General features: G+C 63.9%; 12 protein-coding genes. 10 read left to right on the top strand and 2 right to left on the bottom strand.

Annotation, left to right across the window (positions count from 1 at the left end; genetic code table 11):
* Nucleotides 1-564: 564 nt before the first annotated feature.
* From ABB27_RS17355 to uvrD, 5 genes are all read left to right on the top strand, one after another.
* On the top strand, nt 565-1,026 hold the full coding sequence (locus ABB27_RS17355; protein WP_057630276.1) for a hypothetical protein: 462 nt from the start codon (nt 565-567) through the stop codon (nt 1,024-1,026).
* A 211-nt stretch (nt 1,027-1,237) separates the two neighbouring features.
* A complete protein-coding gene (rpmB, locus tag ABB27_RS17350; protein ID WP_057630274.1) occupies nt 1,238-1,474 on the top strand; it encodes a 50S ribosomal protein L28 in 237 nt (78 codons plus the stop codon).
* Between the two features lie 10 nt (nt 1,475-1,484).
* Nucleotides 1,485-1,652 (top strand): 50S ribosomal protein L33, encoded by a 168-nt coding sequence (gene rpmG / locus ABB27_RS17345; RefSeq protein WP_172675037.1) that lies wholly within the window; start codon nt 1,485-1,487, stop codon nt 1,650-1,652.
* 152 nt (nt 1,653-1,804) lie between these two features.
* Complete coding sequence (locus ABB27_RS17340) at nt 1,805-3,205, top strand: FAD/NAD(P)-binding protein (protein WP_057630273.1); 1,401 nt, start codon at nt 1,805-1,807, stop codon at nt 3,203-3,205.
* Between the two features lie 250 nt (nt 3,206-3,455).
* On the top strand, nt 3,456-5,651 hold the full coding sequence (gene uvrD / locus ABB27_RS17335; protein WP_057630271.1) for a DNA helicase II: 2,196 nt from the start codon (nt 3,456-3,458) through the stop codon (nt 5,649-5,651).
* Between the two features lie 71 nt (nt 5,652-5,722).
* On the opposite strand, the gene rtcR is transcribed toward uvrD, so the two are convergent.
* Complete coding sequence (gene rtcR / locus ABB27_RS17330; RefSeq protein ID WP_057630277.1) at nt 5,723-7,324, bottom strand: RNA repair transcriptional activator RtcR; 1,602 nt, start codon at nt 7,322-7,324, stop codon at nt 5,723-5,725.
* Nucleotides 7,325-7,511: 187 nt separating this feature from the next.
* Here rtcR and ABB27_RS17325 point away from each other — a divergent pair, with 187 nt between their 5' ends.
* The 4 genes from ABB27_RS17325 to ABB27_RS17310 all read left to right on the top strand — a co-directional run bounded on the left by ABB27_RS17325 (nt 7,512) and on the right by ABB27_RS17310 (nt 12,580).
* Nucleotides 7,512-9,059 carry a vWA domain-containing protein gene (locus ABB27_RS17325; protein ID WP_057630269.1) on the top strand — a complete coding sequence of 516 codons (1,548 nt, stop codon included), beginning with the start codon at nt 7,512-7,514 and terminating at the stop codon, nt 9,057-9,059.
* Nucleotides 9,060-9,752: 693 nt separating this feature from the next.
* Nucleotides 9,753-10,979 (top strand): RtcB family protein, encoded by a 1,227-nt coding sequence (locus ABB27_RS17320; protein WP_057630267.1) that lies wholly within the window; start codon nt 9,753-9,755, stop codon nt 10,977-10,979.
* 46 nt (nt 10,980-11,025) lie between these two features.
* Nucleotides 11,026-12,042, top strand: a complete 1,017-nt coding sequence (gene rtcA, locus ABB27_RS17315; RefSeq protein WP_057630264.1) for an RNA 3'-terminal phosphate cyclase — start codon at nt 11,026-11,028, stop codon at nt 12,040-12,042.
* Between the two features lie 88 nt (nt 12,043-12,130).
* Nucleotides 12,131-12,580, top strand: coding sequence for a universal stress protein (locus ABB27_RS17310; protein ID WP_057630262.1), 450 nt, complete (start codon nt 12,131-12,133; stop codon nt 12,578-12,580).
* Between the two features lie 226 nt (nt 12,581-12,806).
* Here ABB27_RS17310 and ABB27_RS17305 read toward each other — a convergent pair whose 3' ends face one another.
* Nucleotides 12,807-13,088, bottom strand: coding sequence for a DUF2782 domain-containing protein (locus tag ABB27_RS17305; protein ID WP_057630260.1), 282 nt, complete (start codon nt 13,086-13,088; stop codon nt 12,807-12,809).
* Between the two features lie 78 nt (nt 13,089-13,166).
* Here ABB27_RS17305 and polA point away from each other — a divergent pair, with 78 nt between their 5' ends.
* Nucleotides 13,167-15,935, top strand: coding sequence for a DNA polymerase I (gene polA, locus ABB27_RS17300; protein ID WP_057630259.1), 2,769 nt, complete (start codon nt 13,167-13,169; stop codon nt 15,933-15,935).
* The last annotated feature ends 266 nt before the right edge of the window (nt 15,936-16,201 follow it).

Below are 16,201 nucleotides of genomic sequence, written 5' to 3'. Positions count from 1 at the left end.
TTGTTTGTTTTATAGTAACGCACCAACCAAGAACCTACAACTCGCCATGTCGCCGCCAGCGTAAGATGTTAAAAGGAGACAGTGCACCGGGACGGGAAGTTAGCTTCGATCGAGGTCGCTTCTTTCTTGGAGCCCCCCCCCCGTGAAGGGGGGGGGGGTTGGGGTGGGGGCGCGCTTGTAAGGCCTCTGCCGAGCATGGCTCGGCACTACAACCGGTGGTCCGGGCTTGCGATGCTTCTCTGCTTGAAGCCCCTCTCCCGTGAACGGGAGAGGGGTTGGGGTGAGGGCTCGCTTGTAAGGCCCCTGCCGAGCATGGCTCGGCACTACAGGGTGAGCCGAGAGCCGAGAGTCCCGTAGCCCGGGTAAGCGCAGCGCACCCGGGGCTTCTGGCGGAGGAATCCCGGCTGCGCTTAGCCGAGTACGCGCCGGTGCTTGGGTGATGTTCACTTGATACGTGTGTCTGAGCCATTCTGTCTCGTTCGCGGTGATCTGTTGCCGAGGTCAAGATTTCGGGTAACCAAGCCGATAACGCTGGTTCCAAATTCGTAAAGGAATGCGTTAAAAATGATTGATTGGCCGAATGTCATGGCGACGCTTTGTGCGGCGTTGATTGGTGGTTTGGTTGCCACGAAGGTAGCCAAGGGACAAGTCCAGGCGATGCTCCAGGCTGAGCGTGAGAAGTCGCAGAAGGAGACGGCACTTGAATTGCTCGAGTCGATAGATTCGTTCGTCCATATCGCCTATCGGGGCGGGGATGAGCAAAGCCGATTGGAAAGGCAGCGTTTGCGGAGACGGATGCTGTCCCTGACTGTACTCACGGTGCCAAACCGCTTCACTGACCTGCAGAGCCACCTGGATGGGGTGGATCGCTGGTGGTTCAGAAAGAACAACGGCGGGACGCAGAAAATCGCGGATGTCGGTTACACCGCTACGAACGATTTTTTTGAGCGACTAAAGACAGACCTCTTCTGCGAGGTTTTCGGACAGAAGATTTCGTTCAGCGATGTGAATGAGCCCGCCAACTAGGGCTTGCTTCCTGGATTGGTTGCATTGCGCCGACTGTTCTGGGATAGTTGCCGGCTCGCTGTGTCCGGAATTCTCCGGATCGGTGGCCGGGAACACGTCATCTGGCCATCCTCGTCGGCGTAACCTTTTGAATCCCATGACGCGTGGCGGGTAACCGCCGGGGCCGCCGTCTTCCTGGCTAAGGAAGTCATCAACATTACCGAGGTGCGCAATGTCCCGCGTATGCCAAGTTTCCGGCAAGCGAGTGCAGACGGGTAACAACGTCTCGCACGCCAACAACAAGACCCGTCGTCGTTTCCTGCCCAACCTGCACGAGCGCCGTTTCTGGGTTGCCAGCGAAAACCGCTGGATCAAGCTTCGTGTTTCCGCGCATGCACTGCGCACCATCGACAAGAACGGCATTGATTCCGTTCTGGCTGAGCTGCGTGCGCGCGGCGAAAAGGTCTGAGGAGTAAACGATCATGGCAGGTAAGCGCGATAAGGTCCGTATGATTTCCTCGGCCGGCACTGGCCACTTCTACACGACCGACAAGAACAAGAAGAACACCCCGGGGAAGATGGAATTCCTCAAGTACGATCCGGTTGTTCGCAAGCACGTGATGTACAAGGAAGGCAAGATCAAGTAATCCTTCGGGGTTGTTTGAACGCCGTTCCAAGCAGAACCCGCCGAAAGGCGGGTTTTGTGTTTCAGTAGCATGAAAAAGTTCCCGTCCTGCCAGCATGAATACATGCCCGTGCAGCATCAGGCGCGGGTACTGCATCGCCTACAATCGGGCGGATGAGTGTTATCGATACCCCTGCATTGTGTGATCTGGCCATCATTGGTGGTGGCGCCGCCGGCGTACTTGCCGCCATCGGCGTACTGCGTGGCGCGAGCGGGCCGCTGCGTTTGCTGGTGATCGAGCCGAACCTGCCGCTGGCGCGTGGCGTGGCCTACGCCACCACCCGCGAGGAGCACGTGCTGAACGTGCCGGCCGCCAAGATGAGCGGCTTTCCTGAACAAGCCGAGGATTTCCTCGACTATCTGTGTGACGTACAGGCCTTTCCCGCCGTGCCGCGTGAACAGCTGGCCTCGCAGTTCGTGCCGCGCCGCCATTACGCCGACTACCTGCGTCTGCGGCTGCAGCAGGCGCTGGATGCCAGTCCGGCGCAGCTGGAAATCCTCGCGGTGCGGGTGCAGGCATTGCAGCCCAATGACGACGGCGTGCTGCTGACCCTTGATAGCGGCGGTTCGGTGCTGGCGGCCCGGGTGATTCTGGCGGTGGGCAATGCCCTACGGCCGTTGCCGGCACGCGGCGCCGGCAGCCTGCCTGATAGCCTGCGGGTGGAGGCCTGGGATTACCCGGCGCTGGGCGGCATTGCCGGCTCCGCGGATGTGGCGATCATCGGCTCCGGCCTGAGCATGACCGACGCCGTTGCGACCCTGCAGGCCAATGGCCATCGCGGCCGCATCCACGTCTTGTCGCGGCATGCGCTGCTGCCCTTGCCGCATGCCAAGGGCGCGGCGGCCGATTACGATCCCGAGCCGCTGCTGGCGATGAATCTGCGCCAGCGGCTGCACGCACTGCGCGCCCATGCGGCCGAGGCGGCAGTACGTGATATTCCATGGCAGAGCGTGATGGAGCGGATCCGTCCGCTGGGTCAGCGGCTGTGGCAAACCCTGTCGCCGGACGATCAGCGCCGCTTCCTGCGGCATGTGGTGCGCTATTGGGATGTGCACCGGCACCGGATAGCCGCACCTGTGCACGCACAGCTGCTGGAGTTGCAGCAGTCCGGTCGCCTGCAGCTGCACCGTGGCCGCCTGGAAACCGCGGTCGCCGAAGGCGCCTGCGTCTGCCTGGGCGCACAGGACCGCCAGCGCCGGCCGTTACAGTTGGAAGTGCAATGCGTGGTCAACGCCACCGGCGTGGAAATGCGTGCGCAGGCAATGCGCAACCCGCTGCTGCAGCAGTTGCTGGGCAGTGGCGTGGGCCGCCCCGGTCCGCATGGGATTGGTCTGGATACCGCGGCGGACGGCAGCTTGATCGATGCCGAGGGCCGGGTGGAATCACGCATCCAGGTGCTGGGCAGCCTGCGTATCGGCAGCCTCTGGGAAAGCCTGGCCATTCCTGAATTGCGCGGGCAGGCCGCGGCTGCGGCAAAGCAGGTGCTGTTGCCCCCTCCCTTGCGCGAAGCGTAGGGGAGGGTTGGGGAGGGGTTGGCTTCCGGGGCCTTTCCAGCAGTGCCAGCTTCGCGGCTCACGCCGCTCCTGCAGGGGGGTTGCCCGGGAATGCCCCTGCCGAGCATGGCTCGGCACTACAGAGGCGGTCTTCGGTAAAGCCCCTGCCGAGCATGGCTCGGCACTACAGAAGCGGCCTTCGACAAGTCCCCTTGCCGAGCATGGCTCGGCATTACAGGAACCGTTGCGCCGCATCCCGTAAAATGGGCGCATGGATGTTTCCCACTTGCTCGACGGGCTGAACGCAGCCCAGCGCGAGGCCGTTTCCGCGCCTCTTGGTCACCACCTGATTCTCGCCGGTGCCGGTTCCGGCAAGACGCGCGTGCTTATCCATCGCATCGCCTGGCTCACCGAGGTCTGCGGTGTGCCTGCGCACGGCATTTTTGCTGTCACCTTCACCAACAAGGCGGCGGGCGAAATGCGCCACCGCATCGACCTGCAGCTGAGCAAGGGCAGCCGCGGCATGTGGATCGGTACCTTCCACGGCCTGGCCCACCGCCTGCTGCGCCTGCACTGGGCCGATGCCAAGCTGCCCGAGGCCTTCCAGGTGATGGATTCGGACGACCAGCTGCGCATGATCAAGCGCGTGGTGCAGCAGCTGGAACTGGATGACAGCAAGTATCCGCCCAAGCAGGTGATGTGGTGGATCAACACGCAGAAGGATGAGGGTCGCCGCCCGCAGCACATCCAGCCCGAGCCACATGACCAGTGGGGCGAAACCCTGCGCCAGGCCTATGCGGCCTACCAGGAGCGCTGCGACCGTGCCGGTCTGGTCGACTTCGCCGAGCTGCTGCTGCGTGCGCACGAACTGCTGCGCGACAATCCGGCGCTGCTTGCCCATTACCGCGCCCGTTTCCGCGAAATCCTGGTCGACGAGTTCCAGGACACCAATGCCATCCAGTACGCCTTCGTGCGCGTGCTGGCTGGCGACAGCGCACATGTATTCGTGGTCGGTGACGATGACCAGGCCATTTATGGCTGGCGCGGTGCCAAGGTCGAGAACGTGCAGCGCTTCCTCAAGGATTTCCCGGGCGCGCAGACCATTCGACTGGAGCAGAACTACCGTTCCACCGCCAATATTCTGGGCGCCGCCAATGCGGTGATCGCGCACAACCCGGACCGCATCGGCAAGGAGCTGTGGACCGACAGCGGTGACGGCGATCCGATCGATCTGTTCGCCGCCTACAACGAAATGGACGAGGCGCGTTATCTAGTTGAGCGCGCGCGGCAATGGGTGCGCGATGGCGGCAGCTACGGCGATGTCGCCGTGCTCTACCGCAGCAACGCGCAGTCGCGCGCCTTCGAAGAAGCGCTGCTCAGCGAGCAGGTGCCGTACCGTGTCTATGGCGGCATGCGCTTCTTCGAGCGTGCGGAAATCAAGGATGCGCTGGCCTATCTGCGGCTGATGACCAACCGCAACGACGATGCGGCTTTCGAGCGTGCGGTGAACACACCGACGCGTGGCATCGGCGAGCGCACGCTGGACGAAGTGCGGCGTATCGCCCGGCAGCAGGCGCTGCCGCTGTGGGAAGCGGCGATGCTGGCCACGCAGGGCACGGATCTGACCTCGCGTGCCAAGAATGCGCTGGCTGGCTTCATCAACCTGGTGCAGCAGATCACCGCTGAAACCGGCGAGATGGATCTGTCCGAACGCATCGATCACGTGCTGTCGCGTTCGGCGCTGCGTGAGCATTGGGGCAAGGAAAGCCGCAATGCGCTGGATTCGGAATCGCGCACCGACAACCTCGACGAATTGATCTCGGTGGCCTCACGCTTCGTGCGCCGCGAAGACGATATCGAAGAAGGTGCAGAGGACATGAGCGAGCTGGTCGCCTTCCTGTCCTATGCCTCGTTGGAAGCGGGCGAAGGCCAGGCCCAGGCCGGCGAAGAAGGCGTGCAGTTGATGACGCTGCATTCGGCCAAGGGCCTGGAGTTCCCGTTGGTGTTCCTTGCCGGCATGGAAGAAGGTCTGTTCCCCAGCGCACGTTCGCTGGAAGAAAGTGGGCGGCTGGAAGAAGAGCGCCGTCTGGCCTATGTCGGTATCACCCGCGCGCGCCAGAAGCTGGTGCTGGCGTATGCCGAATCGCGCCGCATCCATGGGCAGGACAACTACAGCCTGCCGTCACGCTTCCTGCGCGAGATCCCGCGCGAGCTGCTCAATGAGGTCCGCCCCAAGGTGCAGGTCTCGCGCCCGGCTTCGCTCGGTGCCAACCGGGTCATGGGCGGCCACGCCAACATCGAGGCGCCACCGATCAAGCTTGGTGCGCTGGTCAATCACCCGAAGTTCGGCGAAGGCATGGTCACCGACTACGAAGGCAACGGCCAGCACGCGCGCGTGCAGGTCGAGTTCGCCGACGCCGGCAGCAAGTGGCTGGTGATGGCGTATGCGAATTTGACGGTGATTTGATTCGTCTGTGGGTGCCGGCGATGTGTCGGCGCCCATTGTCTGTGTGAAAGGCTGCCGAGCATGGCTCGGCACTACAGTTGGGTTGCGCGATTTCGCAGCTGCTCCCAATCCAGATCGAACTTGGCCAGGTATTTGCGTAGGCGGTCGGCGTCGTTGGTGCTCGCGCGTTGGGTGCGTGATACCGCGAACAGTTCGCGGCCGGCGGCAGACAGTGTTTTTGAGCGCAGGCTGACGCGCACTACTTCCTCCAACTGCACGCGATCGAAGCGATCCAGCTGGTTTGCCGCATCGCCCATCAGGGCCTGCAGTGGCGAGGCATCATCGCCGCCATGCCACTGCGCACGCAGGCGGCCGATTTCCTCATCCACGCCATCGGTCTGGATGCGTCCTGCATTGGCCAATGTGGCCATGCGCACCACGCTGGCGCCAAGGTCGCGGAAGTTGCCGCGCCAGGCGGCATCGGCGCTGCTGGCAAAACGGAGGTAGCGTTCGCGTGCCTCGGCATTGAAGCGCACGCGTTCGTGCTGCTCGCGTGACCAGCGCTCCAGCTCGAATTCCAGATTGGGCTCGATGTCCTCGCTGCGCTGCGCCAGGCCGGGCAGCTGGTAGGTCCACAGGTTCAGGCGCGCCAGCAGGTCCTCGCGGAAGCGGCCGAGCCGCACGTCGTGCTGAAGGTCGCGATTGGTGCCGGCGATCAGCTGGAAATCGCTCTCCACCTCGCGGTCGCTGCCCACCGGCAGGAAGCGCTTCTCTTCCAAAGCGCGCAGCAGCATGGCCTGTTCGTCAGCGCCCAGCTCGCCGATCTCATCCAGGAACAGCAGGCCCTGGTGGGCCGAACGCAGCAGGCCGGCACGGTCGCTGCTGGCGCCGGTATAGGCGCCCTTGGTGTGGCCGAACAAGGTGCTCATCGCGCCGTCGCCGCGCAGGGTGGCGCAGTTCACTTCGACGAAGCGACCGGGCAGCTGGTGCTTGAGCTTCTTCAGCTCGAACACGCGCTTGGCCAGCTGGCTTTTGCCGGCACCGGTGGGCCCGGTCAGCAACATCGGGGCACGCGAGCGCGTGGCCACCTTCTCGATCTGCTCGATCATCCGGTTGAAGGTGGGGTTGCGGGTGGCGATGCCGCTCTTGAGCAGGTCGCGGTCCTGCAGCTGCTGCTGGGCGAAGCGCTGGGCGATGTGGTCGTAGCGCGACAGGTCCAGGTCGATCACGGTGTGGCTGCCGGGGTCGCCATTGCCTTGTTTGCGCGGCGGCGAGGTCTGCAGCAGGCGGCCGGGGAAGTGCCGGCTCTCGGTCAGCAGGAACCAGCAGATCTGGGTGACGTGGGTGCCGGTGGTGATGTGGACGTAGTAGTCCTCCTCGTCCGGCTGGAACGGGTAGGCCGCCAGGAAGTCATGCAGGCGCGCGTACACACCCTCGAACTCCCAGGGGTCGACCAGGTAGGTGTCGTGCAGGCGCAGCTCGGTGCTGGGTGATACCAGCGCCAGATCCTCCTGCACCAGGTTGGCCAGCCGGCTGAAGCGGCGCTGGTCCAGCATCAGCTCGATGCGGTCGGGCTGGAAGTCCTCGTGCATGCCCAGCGCGACCGTGGGCCGCCATTTCTCCCAGCGGCCGGGGCCGCTGCCCGAATCCAGCTGGGTGCCGAGCATGCCGAAAATCACCTGACGCTTGGACATATCCATTCCTATAAATAACGCTATGAAAGTATACGAAATATCCGAATAGCGAATCTTGTGGGCCGGGCGATTTTGTTGATATAGGTATTTAAATCAATAAGTTGACCGTCTACTGAAAAAGTTGGCACGGCGATTGCGTTGTATAGGGCCAAGACAGACGCGGGCTTTTCCCGCCGAGGAGTAGCAAATGGCCAACGCAAACCTGTTCGCATCCTTCCGTGGCGCCCTGCTGCCGAAGACCACGGTCCGCAATGAAGCCGGTGGATCGGCCTATGCCCGTGACCCGCGTGCGGCGTTGGCCCTGTTCGCCGCCACCGGTTGCTTGAACAACACCTTCTACGCCAGCGCCGATGCGCAGCTGGAGCAGATGCAGGCGCTGTGCAGTGAGGTTGATGCCGGCTTCATTGCCCGCACCGCGGCCTATGCCCACGGCGTGGCGCATATGAAGGACATGCCGGCGTTGCTGTTGGCGATGCTCAGCGTGCGTGATGGCGAGGCCTTTGCTGCTGCCTTCCCGCATGTGATCGACAACGGCCGCATGCTCCGCACCTTCGTGCAGGTCATGCGCAGTGGCCGGATCGGTCGCCGCTCGCTGGGCTCGCTGCCGAAGCGTCTGCTGCGGCAGTGGCTGCAGCAGGCCTCGCCGAAGGCGATCATCCGCGCGGCGATCGGCAACCAACCGTCGCTGGCCGACGTGATCCGCATGGTCCACCCCAAGCCGCAGGATGCCGCGCGTGAAGCGCTGTATGCCTGGGTGATCGGGCGGCCGTACGACGAGGCGCTGCTGCCAGCCGAACTGCGTGCCTATGAGGCATTCAAGCGTGACCCGCGCGGCATGCTGCCGGACCTGCCCTTCCAGTACTACAGCGCGCTGGCCTTGGATGCGGCGCAGTGGTCGGTGCTGGCACGCAACTCGTCCTGGCAGCAGCTGCGGATGAACTTGAACACCTTTGCCCGTCACGGTGTGTTCGAGGACGCGGCGATGGTGGCCGAAGTTGCCGCCAAGCTGCGTGACCCGCAGCAGATCGCCCGTTCGCGGGTAATGCCGTACCAGTTGCTGATCGCCTACCACGCCGGTGCCGCTTTGCCGCGTCCGATCCTGGATGCGTTGCAGGATGCAATGGAAGTGGCGACCGCCTCGGTGCCGGCATTGCAGGGCAACGTGGTGGTGGCGGTGGACGTTTCCGGTTCGATGCAGTGGCCGGTAACCGGCTATCGCCAGGGCGCAAGCTCGGCAGCACGTTGCGTGGATGTGGCGGCCCTGATCGCGGCCTGTGTGTTGCGCGGTCATCCGCAGGCGCAGGTGCTGCCGTTCGATACCGAGGTGCATTCGCAGTCCTTGAATCCGCGCGACAGCGTGATGACCTTGGCACGGCAGTTGGCGATCAATGGTGGCGGCACCTCGGTGAGCGCGCCGTTGGCCTACTTGAACCGCAAGCGGGCGCAGGTGGATCTGCTGGTACTGGTGTCGGACAACGAGAGCTGGCAAGACACCCGTGGCAACCGTGAGACCGCAACCATGCGTGAGTGGGCCGCGCTGAAGGCGCGTTGCCCGCAGGCGCAGCTGGTCTGCATCGACCTGCAGCCGGTGTCCAGCAGCCAGGCCGTTGAACGCGAGGACGTGCTGCATATCGGCGGCTTCAGCGATGCGGTGTTCGAGTTGCTGGCCAATGCCAGCCTGCCGCCGGCACAGCGTCCGCGCTGGGTGGAGCGGATCGCGGCGATGGATTTGTAAGGGCGATACGGATATCGCCGATGTGATGCCCGGCCGGCAATGGGGCCGGCCGGGCCTGGAGACTATTTCATGGGAGAAGGCGGATGCCGGGCTGACTACATTGGTTGTTCATTCCGGTTCGAATCCGGAAAGTCAGTTCAAACCTTGCCGTCTGCTCCCACCTTCAATGTCGGTCTGTACGAATGCCGATGGAACTACAGCCAAGCACGCTCCAGGTCGCGGGTTCGATTCCCGCCCGGTGCCGCAATGCACCGGTAGCTCAGTGGTTAGAGCAGGATCGCCGCCTTGCCCTCGTGGCACGGTGGTGAAACGTTCCTTCATTCTTGTCGTACAAGCCGGCACCCTTTCGCACTACCTCATGCCTCGGCATGACTGTTTCAATGTCGGCATGCACGAATGCCGAAGGAACTACAGCCTCTTAAGCTCCGGGTCGCGGGTTCGAATCCCGCCCGCTGTGGAAACACAGCGGTAGCTCAGTCAGGTCAGAGCAGGATGTTCCTTCAAACCTCGTCGTGCAGGCCGGCGCCTTTTGCAGATGTTTCACGCGGTGAATGCAGGTGGAACTACATTGGAAGCCCTTCGGGGTCGGGTTCAAGTCCCGGCTGCTTTAGCAGGCTCCGGCCTGGTTCTGCAGACAGTTCCACTCCCCTTTGTCACCGCACCTTTGATTTGAAGATGACAGGAAAGCCATCAATGAACGACACCAACTACAACGTCATCCAGGAGCCGGGTGCGGCACCGATCAAGCTGTGGACGCGCGGCGTGCCCTTGGAGGACGAAGCCCGCGAGCAGCTGAAGAACATCGCGCGCCTGCCCTTCATCCATCAATGGGTGGCGGTGATGCCCGACGTGCATCTGGGCAAGGGCGCAACCGTGGGTTCGGTGGTGCCGACCATCGGCGCCATCATCCCGGCGGCGGTGGGCGTGGATATCGGCTGCGGCATGATTGCCACCCGTACCACGCTGACTGCCAGCGACCTGCCCGACAATCTGTCGGCTCTGCGCAGCGCGATCGAACGGGCGGTTCCGCATGGCCGCAGCGTGACCCGTGGCGGCCGAGACAAGGGCAGCTGGGACACCGCGCCGGAGCTGGCGGTTGAAGGCTGGTCGCAGCTTGCTGCCGACTTCGCGCTGATCTGCGAGCGTCACCCCAAGCTGAAGAACACCAACAACCTCAAGCACCTGGGAACGCTTGGCACCGGCAATCACTTTGTCGAGGTATGCCTGGATGAGGCGCAGCGCGTGTGGTTCATGCTGCACTCCGGTTCGCGCGGCGTCGGCAATGCCATCGGCACCTACTTCATCGAGCTGGCCAAGCAGGAAATGCGTCGCTGGATGATCAATCTGCCGGACCAGGACCTTGCGTACCTGCCGGAAGGCAGCGCGCACTACGGTGACTATGTGTTTGCGGTGGACTGGGCACAGCGTTTCGCCCGCATCAACCGCGAGGTGATGATGCGCAACGTGGTTGCGGCCGCGCGCACGGTGATCAGCAAGCCGTTCGAGGCCCAGGCCGAGGCGGTCAACTGCCACCACAACTACGTCAACCGCGAGCACCACTTCGGCAAGGATGTGCTGGTTACCCGCAAGGGCGCGGTGAGTGCGCGCAAGGGCGAGATGGGCATCATCCCGGGCAGCATGGGTGCCAAGAGCTTCATCGTGCGCGGGCTGGGCAATGCCGACAGCTTCCACAGCTGCAGCCACGGTGCCGGCCGCGTGATGAGCCGCACCAAGGCGCGCAAGCTGATCAGCGTGGATGACCACATCAAGGCCACCGCGCACGTGGAGTGCCGCAAGGACGCTGCGGTGGTGGATGAGTCACCGGCCGCCTACAAGCCGATCGAGGCGGTGATGGAGGCGCAGCGCGATCTGGTTGAGATCATGCATACCCTGCGTCAGGTGGTATGTGTGAAGGGATAAGGAAAGGGCGCCCTGCTGCGGTGGGGCGCCAAAGGAAGGCAAGACAATGGAGATGATTGAAATAGACGGAAGCCAGGGCGGCGGGCAACTGCTGCGCTCGGCCTTGAGCTTGAGCCTGTGCACCGGCATTGGCTTTGCGATGCAGGACATCCGCGCCAAGCGTCCGCGTCCGGGGCTGATGCGTCAGCACCTGACCGCGGTCAACGCGGCGGCACGCATCAGTGGTGCGCAGGTGGAAGGCGCAGCGTTGGGTGCGACCACCCTGCGGTTCGCGCCCGGCCCGGTGCAGGCCGGTGACTACCAGTTCGCCATCGGCAGTGCCGGTTCGGCGACGCTGGTATTGCAGACGCTGCTGCCGGCCTTGTGGCAGGCGGCTTCGCCATCGCGGCTGCGGCTGGAGGGCGGCACGCACAATCCGATGGCGCCCAGTGCCGACTTCATCAGCAGCTGCTATCTGCCGGCCTTGGCGCGGATGGGTGTACAGGCGGAACTGCAGCTGCATGTGCCGGGTTTCCATCCGGCCGGTGGCGGCGTGCTGGAGGCGACGGTGCAGGCCTGCCCGCAGCTGCAGGCGCAGGCGTTCAGCGTGCGCGGGCCGTTGCAGACGCTGGATGCACAGGTGCTGGTGTCGGGCCTGCCCGCCGCCATCGGCCAGCGTGAGCTCGACGTGCTGGCGCAGCGGTTCGGGGTGGATGCGCATCCGCGCCATGTGCGGGTGGTGCGGCCGGCGCTGGGTCCGGGCAATGTTGCCTCGATGACGGTGCAGCATGCCGCGCACGTGGAGCATTTCGACAGCCACGGCGAGCGCGGGCTGGCGGCGGAGGACGTCGCTGGCCGGCTGGCCGCTACCGTGCAGGCCTACCTGGATGGCGGCGCCTGCGTGGGCGAACACCTGTCCGACCAGCTGCTGCTGCCGATGGCCCTGGCTGGCGGCGGCAGCTTCACCACGGCGCTTATCAGCGACCACCTGCGCAGCAATGCGCGGCTGATCGAGAAGTTCCTGCCGGTGGAATTCGACTGGCAGCAGCGCGGACCACACTGGGAGGTATGGGTGAACCGTTGATCGGCCCGGTTTGATCTTGCGCAAGGCATGGGGGCACCATCAGGTGTGCAATGGTGTCCCCACCACCCTTCAACCAAGGAGAACTGCCATGTACAAGCGCATCCTGATCGCCACCGATGGTTCCGAGCTTTCCGCCAAGGGGTTGGCCAAGGGCCTGGAACTGGCCGCCCAGTTGGGCGCACACGCCGACATCGTCACCGTTTCCGAGCCGTGGGCGGTGGGCATGTACGACGCCATGGGCTGGAGTGCCGGTTATGAGGCCAGCCCGGAGTACAAGAAAGACCGTGAGGAAGCCGCGCAGAAGATCCTGCAGCCGGCGCTGCAAGCGGCACACGCGGCCAATGTGGCCGATGTGCAGACCCACCATGTGCTGGACCGCTACGCCGCCGACGGCATCATCGACACCGCCAAGGCCTGCAACAGCGACCTGCTGGTGATGACCTCGCACGGCCGCCGTGGCGTCACCCGCGTCCTGCTGGGCAGCCAGACCGCCGAAGTGCTGGCCCGCAGCACGGTACCGGTGCTGGTGATCCGCTGAGGGCTTGAGCCCCCTCCCTTTTGCCGCAGGCAAAGGGGAGGGCTGGGGAGGGGTGCTTTTTGCCGTGGCCCCAAAGAAACAAGAAGCCAGAATCAACAAAGCCCTCGATTCGAGGGCTTTGTCTTATCCTGGTGAAAAGGCCAGCCGGCCTTCAGGCTTGGCTGCCAGAAGCACCCCTCCCCAACCCTCCCCTGCCTGCTACGCACGCAAGGGAGGGGGCAGAAGATCACCAGCTATACAGCTTCCAGTAGACCGGCTTGGTGCCATCCTTGTCGCTGTCCATGCGGCCGTCGCCATCGCGGTCGTACATGTAGAACGGTGCGCCGCGCGAGGGGGTTACCTTGACCATGCGCAGGGTGCCGCCGACGCGGTATTCCTCGATGGTGTCGCCGTTGTCCATCGCCTTGCGGGTGACATCCGCACCTTTGACGTCGACCGGCGGCGAGCCATCGCCGAGCGTGGCGCAGCCAGCCAGGGCCAGCAGGGGGATCAGCAGCAAGGATTTCATGGTGGTGCTTCCTTCGGTGGGAATGCCCCGATTATGCCTGTCTACGTGCAGCAACGGCCCGCCGCGTAGAATCAGCGCATGAGCAGATTAGTCCTGATAGACGGGTCCAGTTACCTGTACCGAGCGTTCCACGCACTCCCGCCACTGACCAATGCCAACGGTGAGCCTACCGGCGCGTTGTTCGGCGTGGTCAACATGCTGCGTTCCACGCTGAAGGAAAAGCCCGAATACGTCGCCTTCGTGGTCGATGCGCCGGGCAAGACCTTCCGTGACGACATGTACGCCGAGTACAAGGCCAACCGCCCGCCGATGCCCGACGACCTGCGCTCGCAGGTACAGCCGATGTGCGACATCGTGCAGGCGCTGGGCATCGACATCCTGCGCGTGGATGGGGTGGAAGCCGATGACGTGATCGGCACGCTGGCGCTGGCCGCCGCTGCCGACGGGCTGGAAGTGACCATTTCCACCGGCGACAAGGATTTCGCCCAGCTGGTGCGCCCGGGCGTGGTGCTGGTCAATACCATGACCGGTAGCCGTACCGATTCGGACGCGGCGGTGATGGACAAGTTCGGCGTGCACGCCGAGCAGATCGTCGATTACCTGGCGCTGATGGGCGATACCGTCGACAACGTGCCGGGCGTGGAGAAGTGCGGGCCCAAGACCGCCGCCAAATGGCTGGCGGAGTACAAGGATCTGGACGGCGTGATCGCCGCCGCGCCGACCATGAAGGGCAAGATCGGCGAGAACCTGCGCGCTGCGCTGCCGCGGCTGCCATTGAACCGTGATCTGGTCACCATCCGCACCGACGTGCCGCTGCCGCAGGGCCCACGTGATCTGCAGCTGCGCGAGCAGGATGTGGAATCGCTGCGCGGCCTGTATGCGCGTTACGGCTTCACCCAGGCCCTGCGTGAGCTGGGCGGGGTGGCCGCACCGGATGTGGCCAGCGACACCAAGCCGAGCCTGCGCGGCACCGCCGCCGGCTACGCCAAGGCTGCCGACAGCGAGCCGGTTGTAGGCCTGGACCCGGCCATGGCGGTAAAGGGTGAATACGAAACGGTATTCACCACCGAACAATTGCAGGCCTGGATACAGCGGCTGCAGGCCGCCGACGAGTTCGCCTTCGATACCGAAACCGATGCGCTGGACGCGATGCGCGCCAACCTGGTCGGCATCAGCCTGGCGGTGGAGCCGGGCAAGGGCGCGTATATCCCGGTCGGCCATATCTACCCGGGTGCGCCGGCACAGCTGCCGATGCAGCAGGTGCTGGATGCACTGCGCCCGCTGTTGCAGGACGCCAGCAAGAAGAAGCTCGGCCAGCACGGCAAGTACGACATCCATGTGCTGCGCCGCCACGGCGTCGACGTGCAGGGCTATGCCGACGACACTATGCTGGAAAGCTTCGTGCTCAATTCGACGGCCACCCGTCATGACATGGACTCGCTGGCGCAGCGCTATCTCGGCTACACCACCACCAAGTTCGAGGAAGTGGCGGGCAAGGGCGCAAAGCAGATCTCCTTCGCCCAGGTCGGCATCGACGAAGCCGGTGCCTATGCGGCCGAGGATGCGGATATCACCCTGCGCCTGCACCGCGTGCTGGGCCCGCAGCTGGCTGCCGTGCCGTCGCTGGAAAGTGTCTACCGCGATATCGAAATGCCGCTGGTGCCGGTGCTTGCACGCATCGAAGCCAATGGCGTGCGCATCGACATGGCCGAGCTGAAGCGGCAGAGCAGCGACCTGTCCGCGCGCATGCTGGCCGCGCAGCAGAAGGCCACCGAGCTGGCCGGGCATACCTTCAACCTGGACTCGCCCAAGCAGCTGCAGGCGGTGTTGTTCGATGAGCTGGGTTTGCCGGCGCTGGTGAAAACCCCCAAGGGCCAGCCCAGCACCAACGAAGAAGCGCTGGAGGCGATTGCCGAGCAGCACGAGCTGCCGCGGGTGATCCTGGAATACCGCGGCCTGGCCAAGCTGCGCAGCACCTATACCGACAAGCTGCCGGAGATGGTCAACCCGGATACCGGCCGCGTGCACACCAGCTACCACCAGTCGGGCGCGGCAACCGGGCGGCTGTCCTCATCCGATCCCAACCTGCAGAACATCCCGATCCGCACCGACGATGGCCGCCGCATCCGCCAGGCCTTCGTGGCACCGCCGGGGCGCAAGCTGATGGCCTGCGATTACTCGCAGATCGAGCTGCGCATCATGGCGCACCTGTCCGAAGACCCGGGCCTGGTGCGCGCGTTCGAACAGGGCGCCGACGTGCACCGTGCCACCGCCGCCGAAGTGTTCGGGCGCGCGCTGGAGGAAGTGACGCCGAACGAGCGCCGCGCCGCAAAGGCGATCAACTTCGGCCTGATGTATGGCATGAGCGCCTTCGGCCTGGCCAAGAACCTGGGCATCGACCGCGGCCAGGCACAGGATTATGTGGCGCTGTATTTCAGCCGCTATCCGGCGGTGCGCGATTTCATGGAAAGAATGCGGGTGCAGGCACGCGACCACGGTTATGTCGAAACCCTGTTTGGTCGCCGCCTGTATCTGAACGATATCCACGCCCGCAACCAGGGCCTGCGCGCCGGCGCCGAACGCGCCGCGATCAATGCACCGATGCAGGGCACCGCCGCGGACATCATCAAGCGCGCCATGGTCAGCGTGGATGGTTGGCTGCAGGGGCACAGTGACAAGGCCAAGATGATCCTGCAGGTACACGATGAACTGGTATTCGAGGCCGATGCGGACTTCATTGACACCTTGCGCGGCGAAGTCGAGCAGCGGATGGCGTCGGCGGCGAGCCTGCGTGTGCCGTTGGTGGTTGACACCGGAATCGGGGAAAACTGGGACCAGGCTCATTGATTTTCCAGTTTCTTAACCAGGAAGTATTAGTAAATGAAACAATGCGTCGCGTTACATCGTATTTATTAAGTACGGGCGCAGTTTGACTTATGAATCTGTCCTTAATCTTTCTGCGAGAAAGACAGAATCTTCACGAACCATCAAGGTTGGGAATGCTCATATAGCCCTCGACAGACGCAATGTCTGTCACGGATCTCTCCCATCCCCTGGAGCAGATCTCGGAGCGGGGATTCCTCCCCAAATGCCCGCTCCCCGGCCCCGTCGAC

The organism is Stenotrophomonas terrae, from assembly GCF_001431465.1.
GTDB classification, from domain to species: domain Bacteria; phylum Pseudomonadota; class Gammaproteobacteria; order Xanthomonadales; family Xanthomonadaceae; genus Stenotrophomonas; species Stenotrophomonas terrae.
This window is presented reverse-complemented; position numbering and strand designations above follow the sequence as displayed.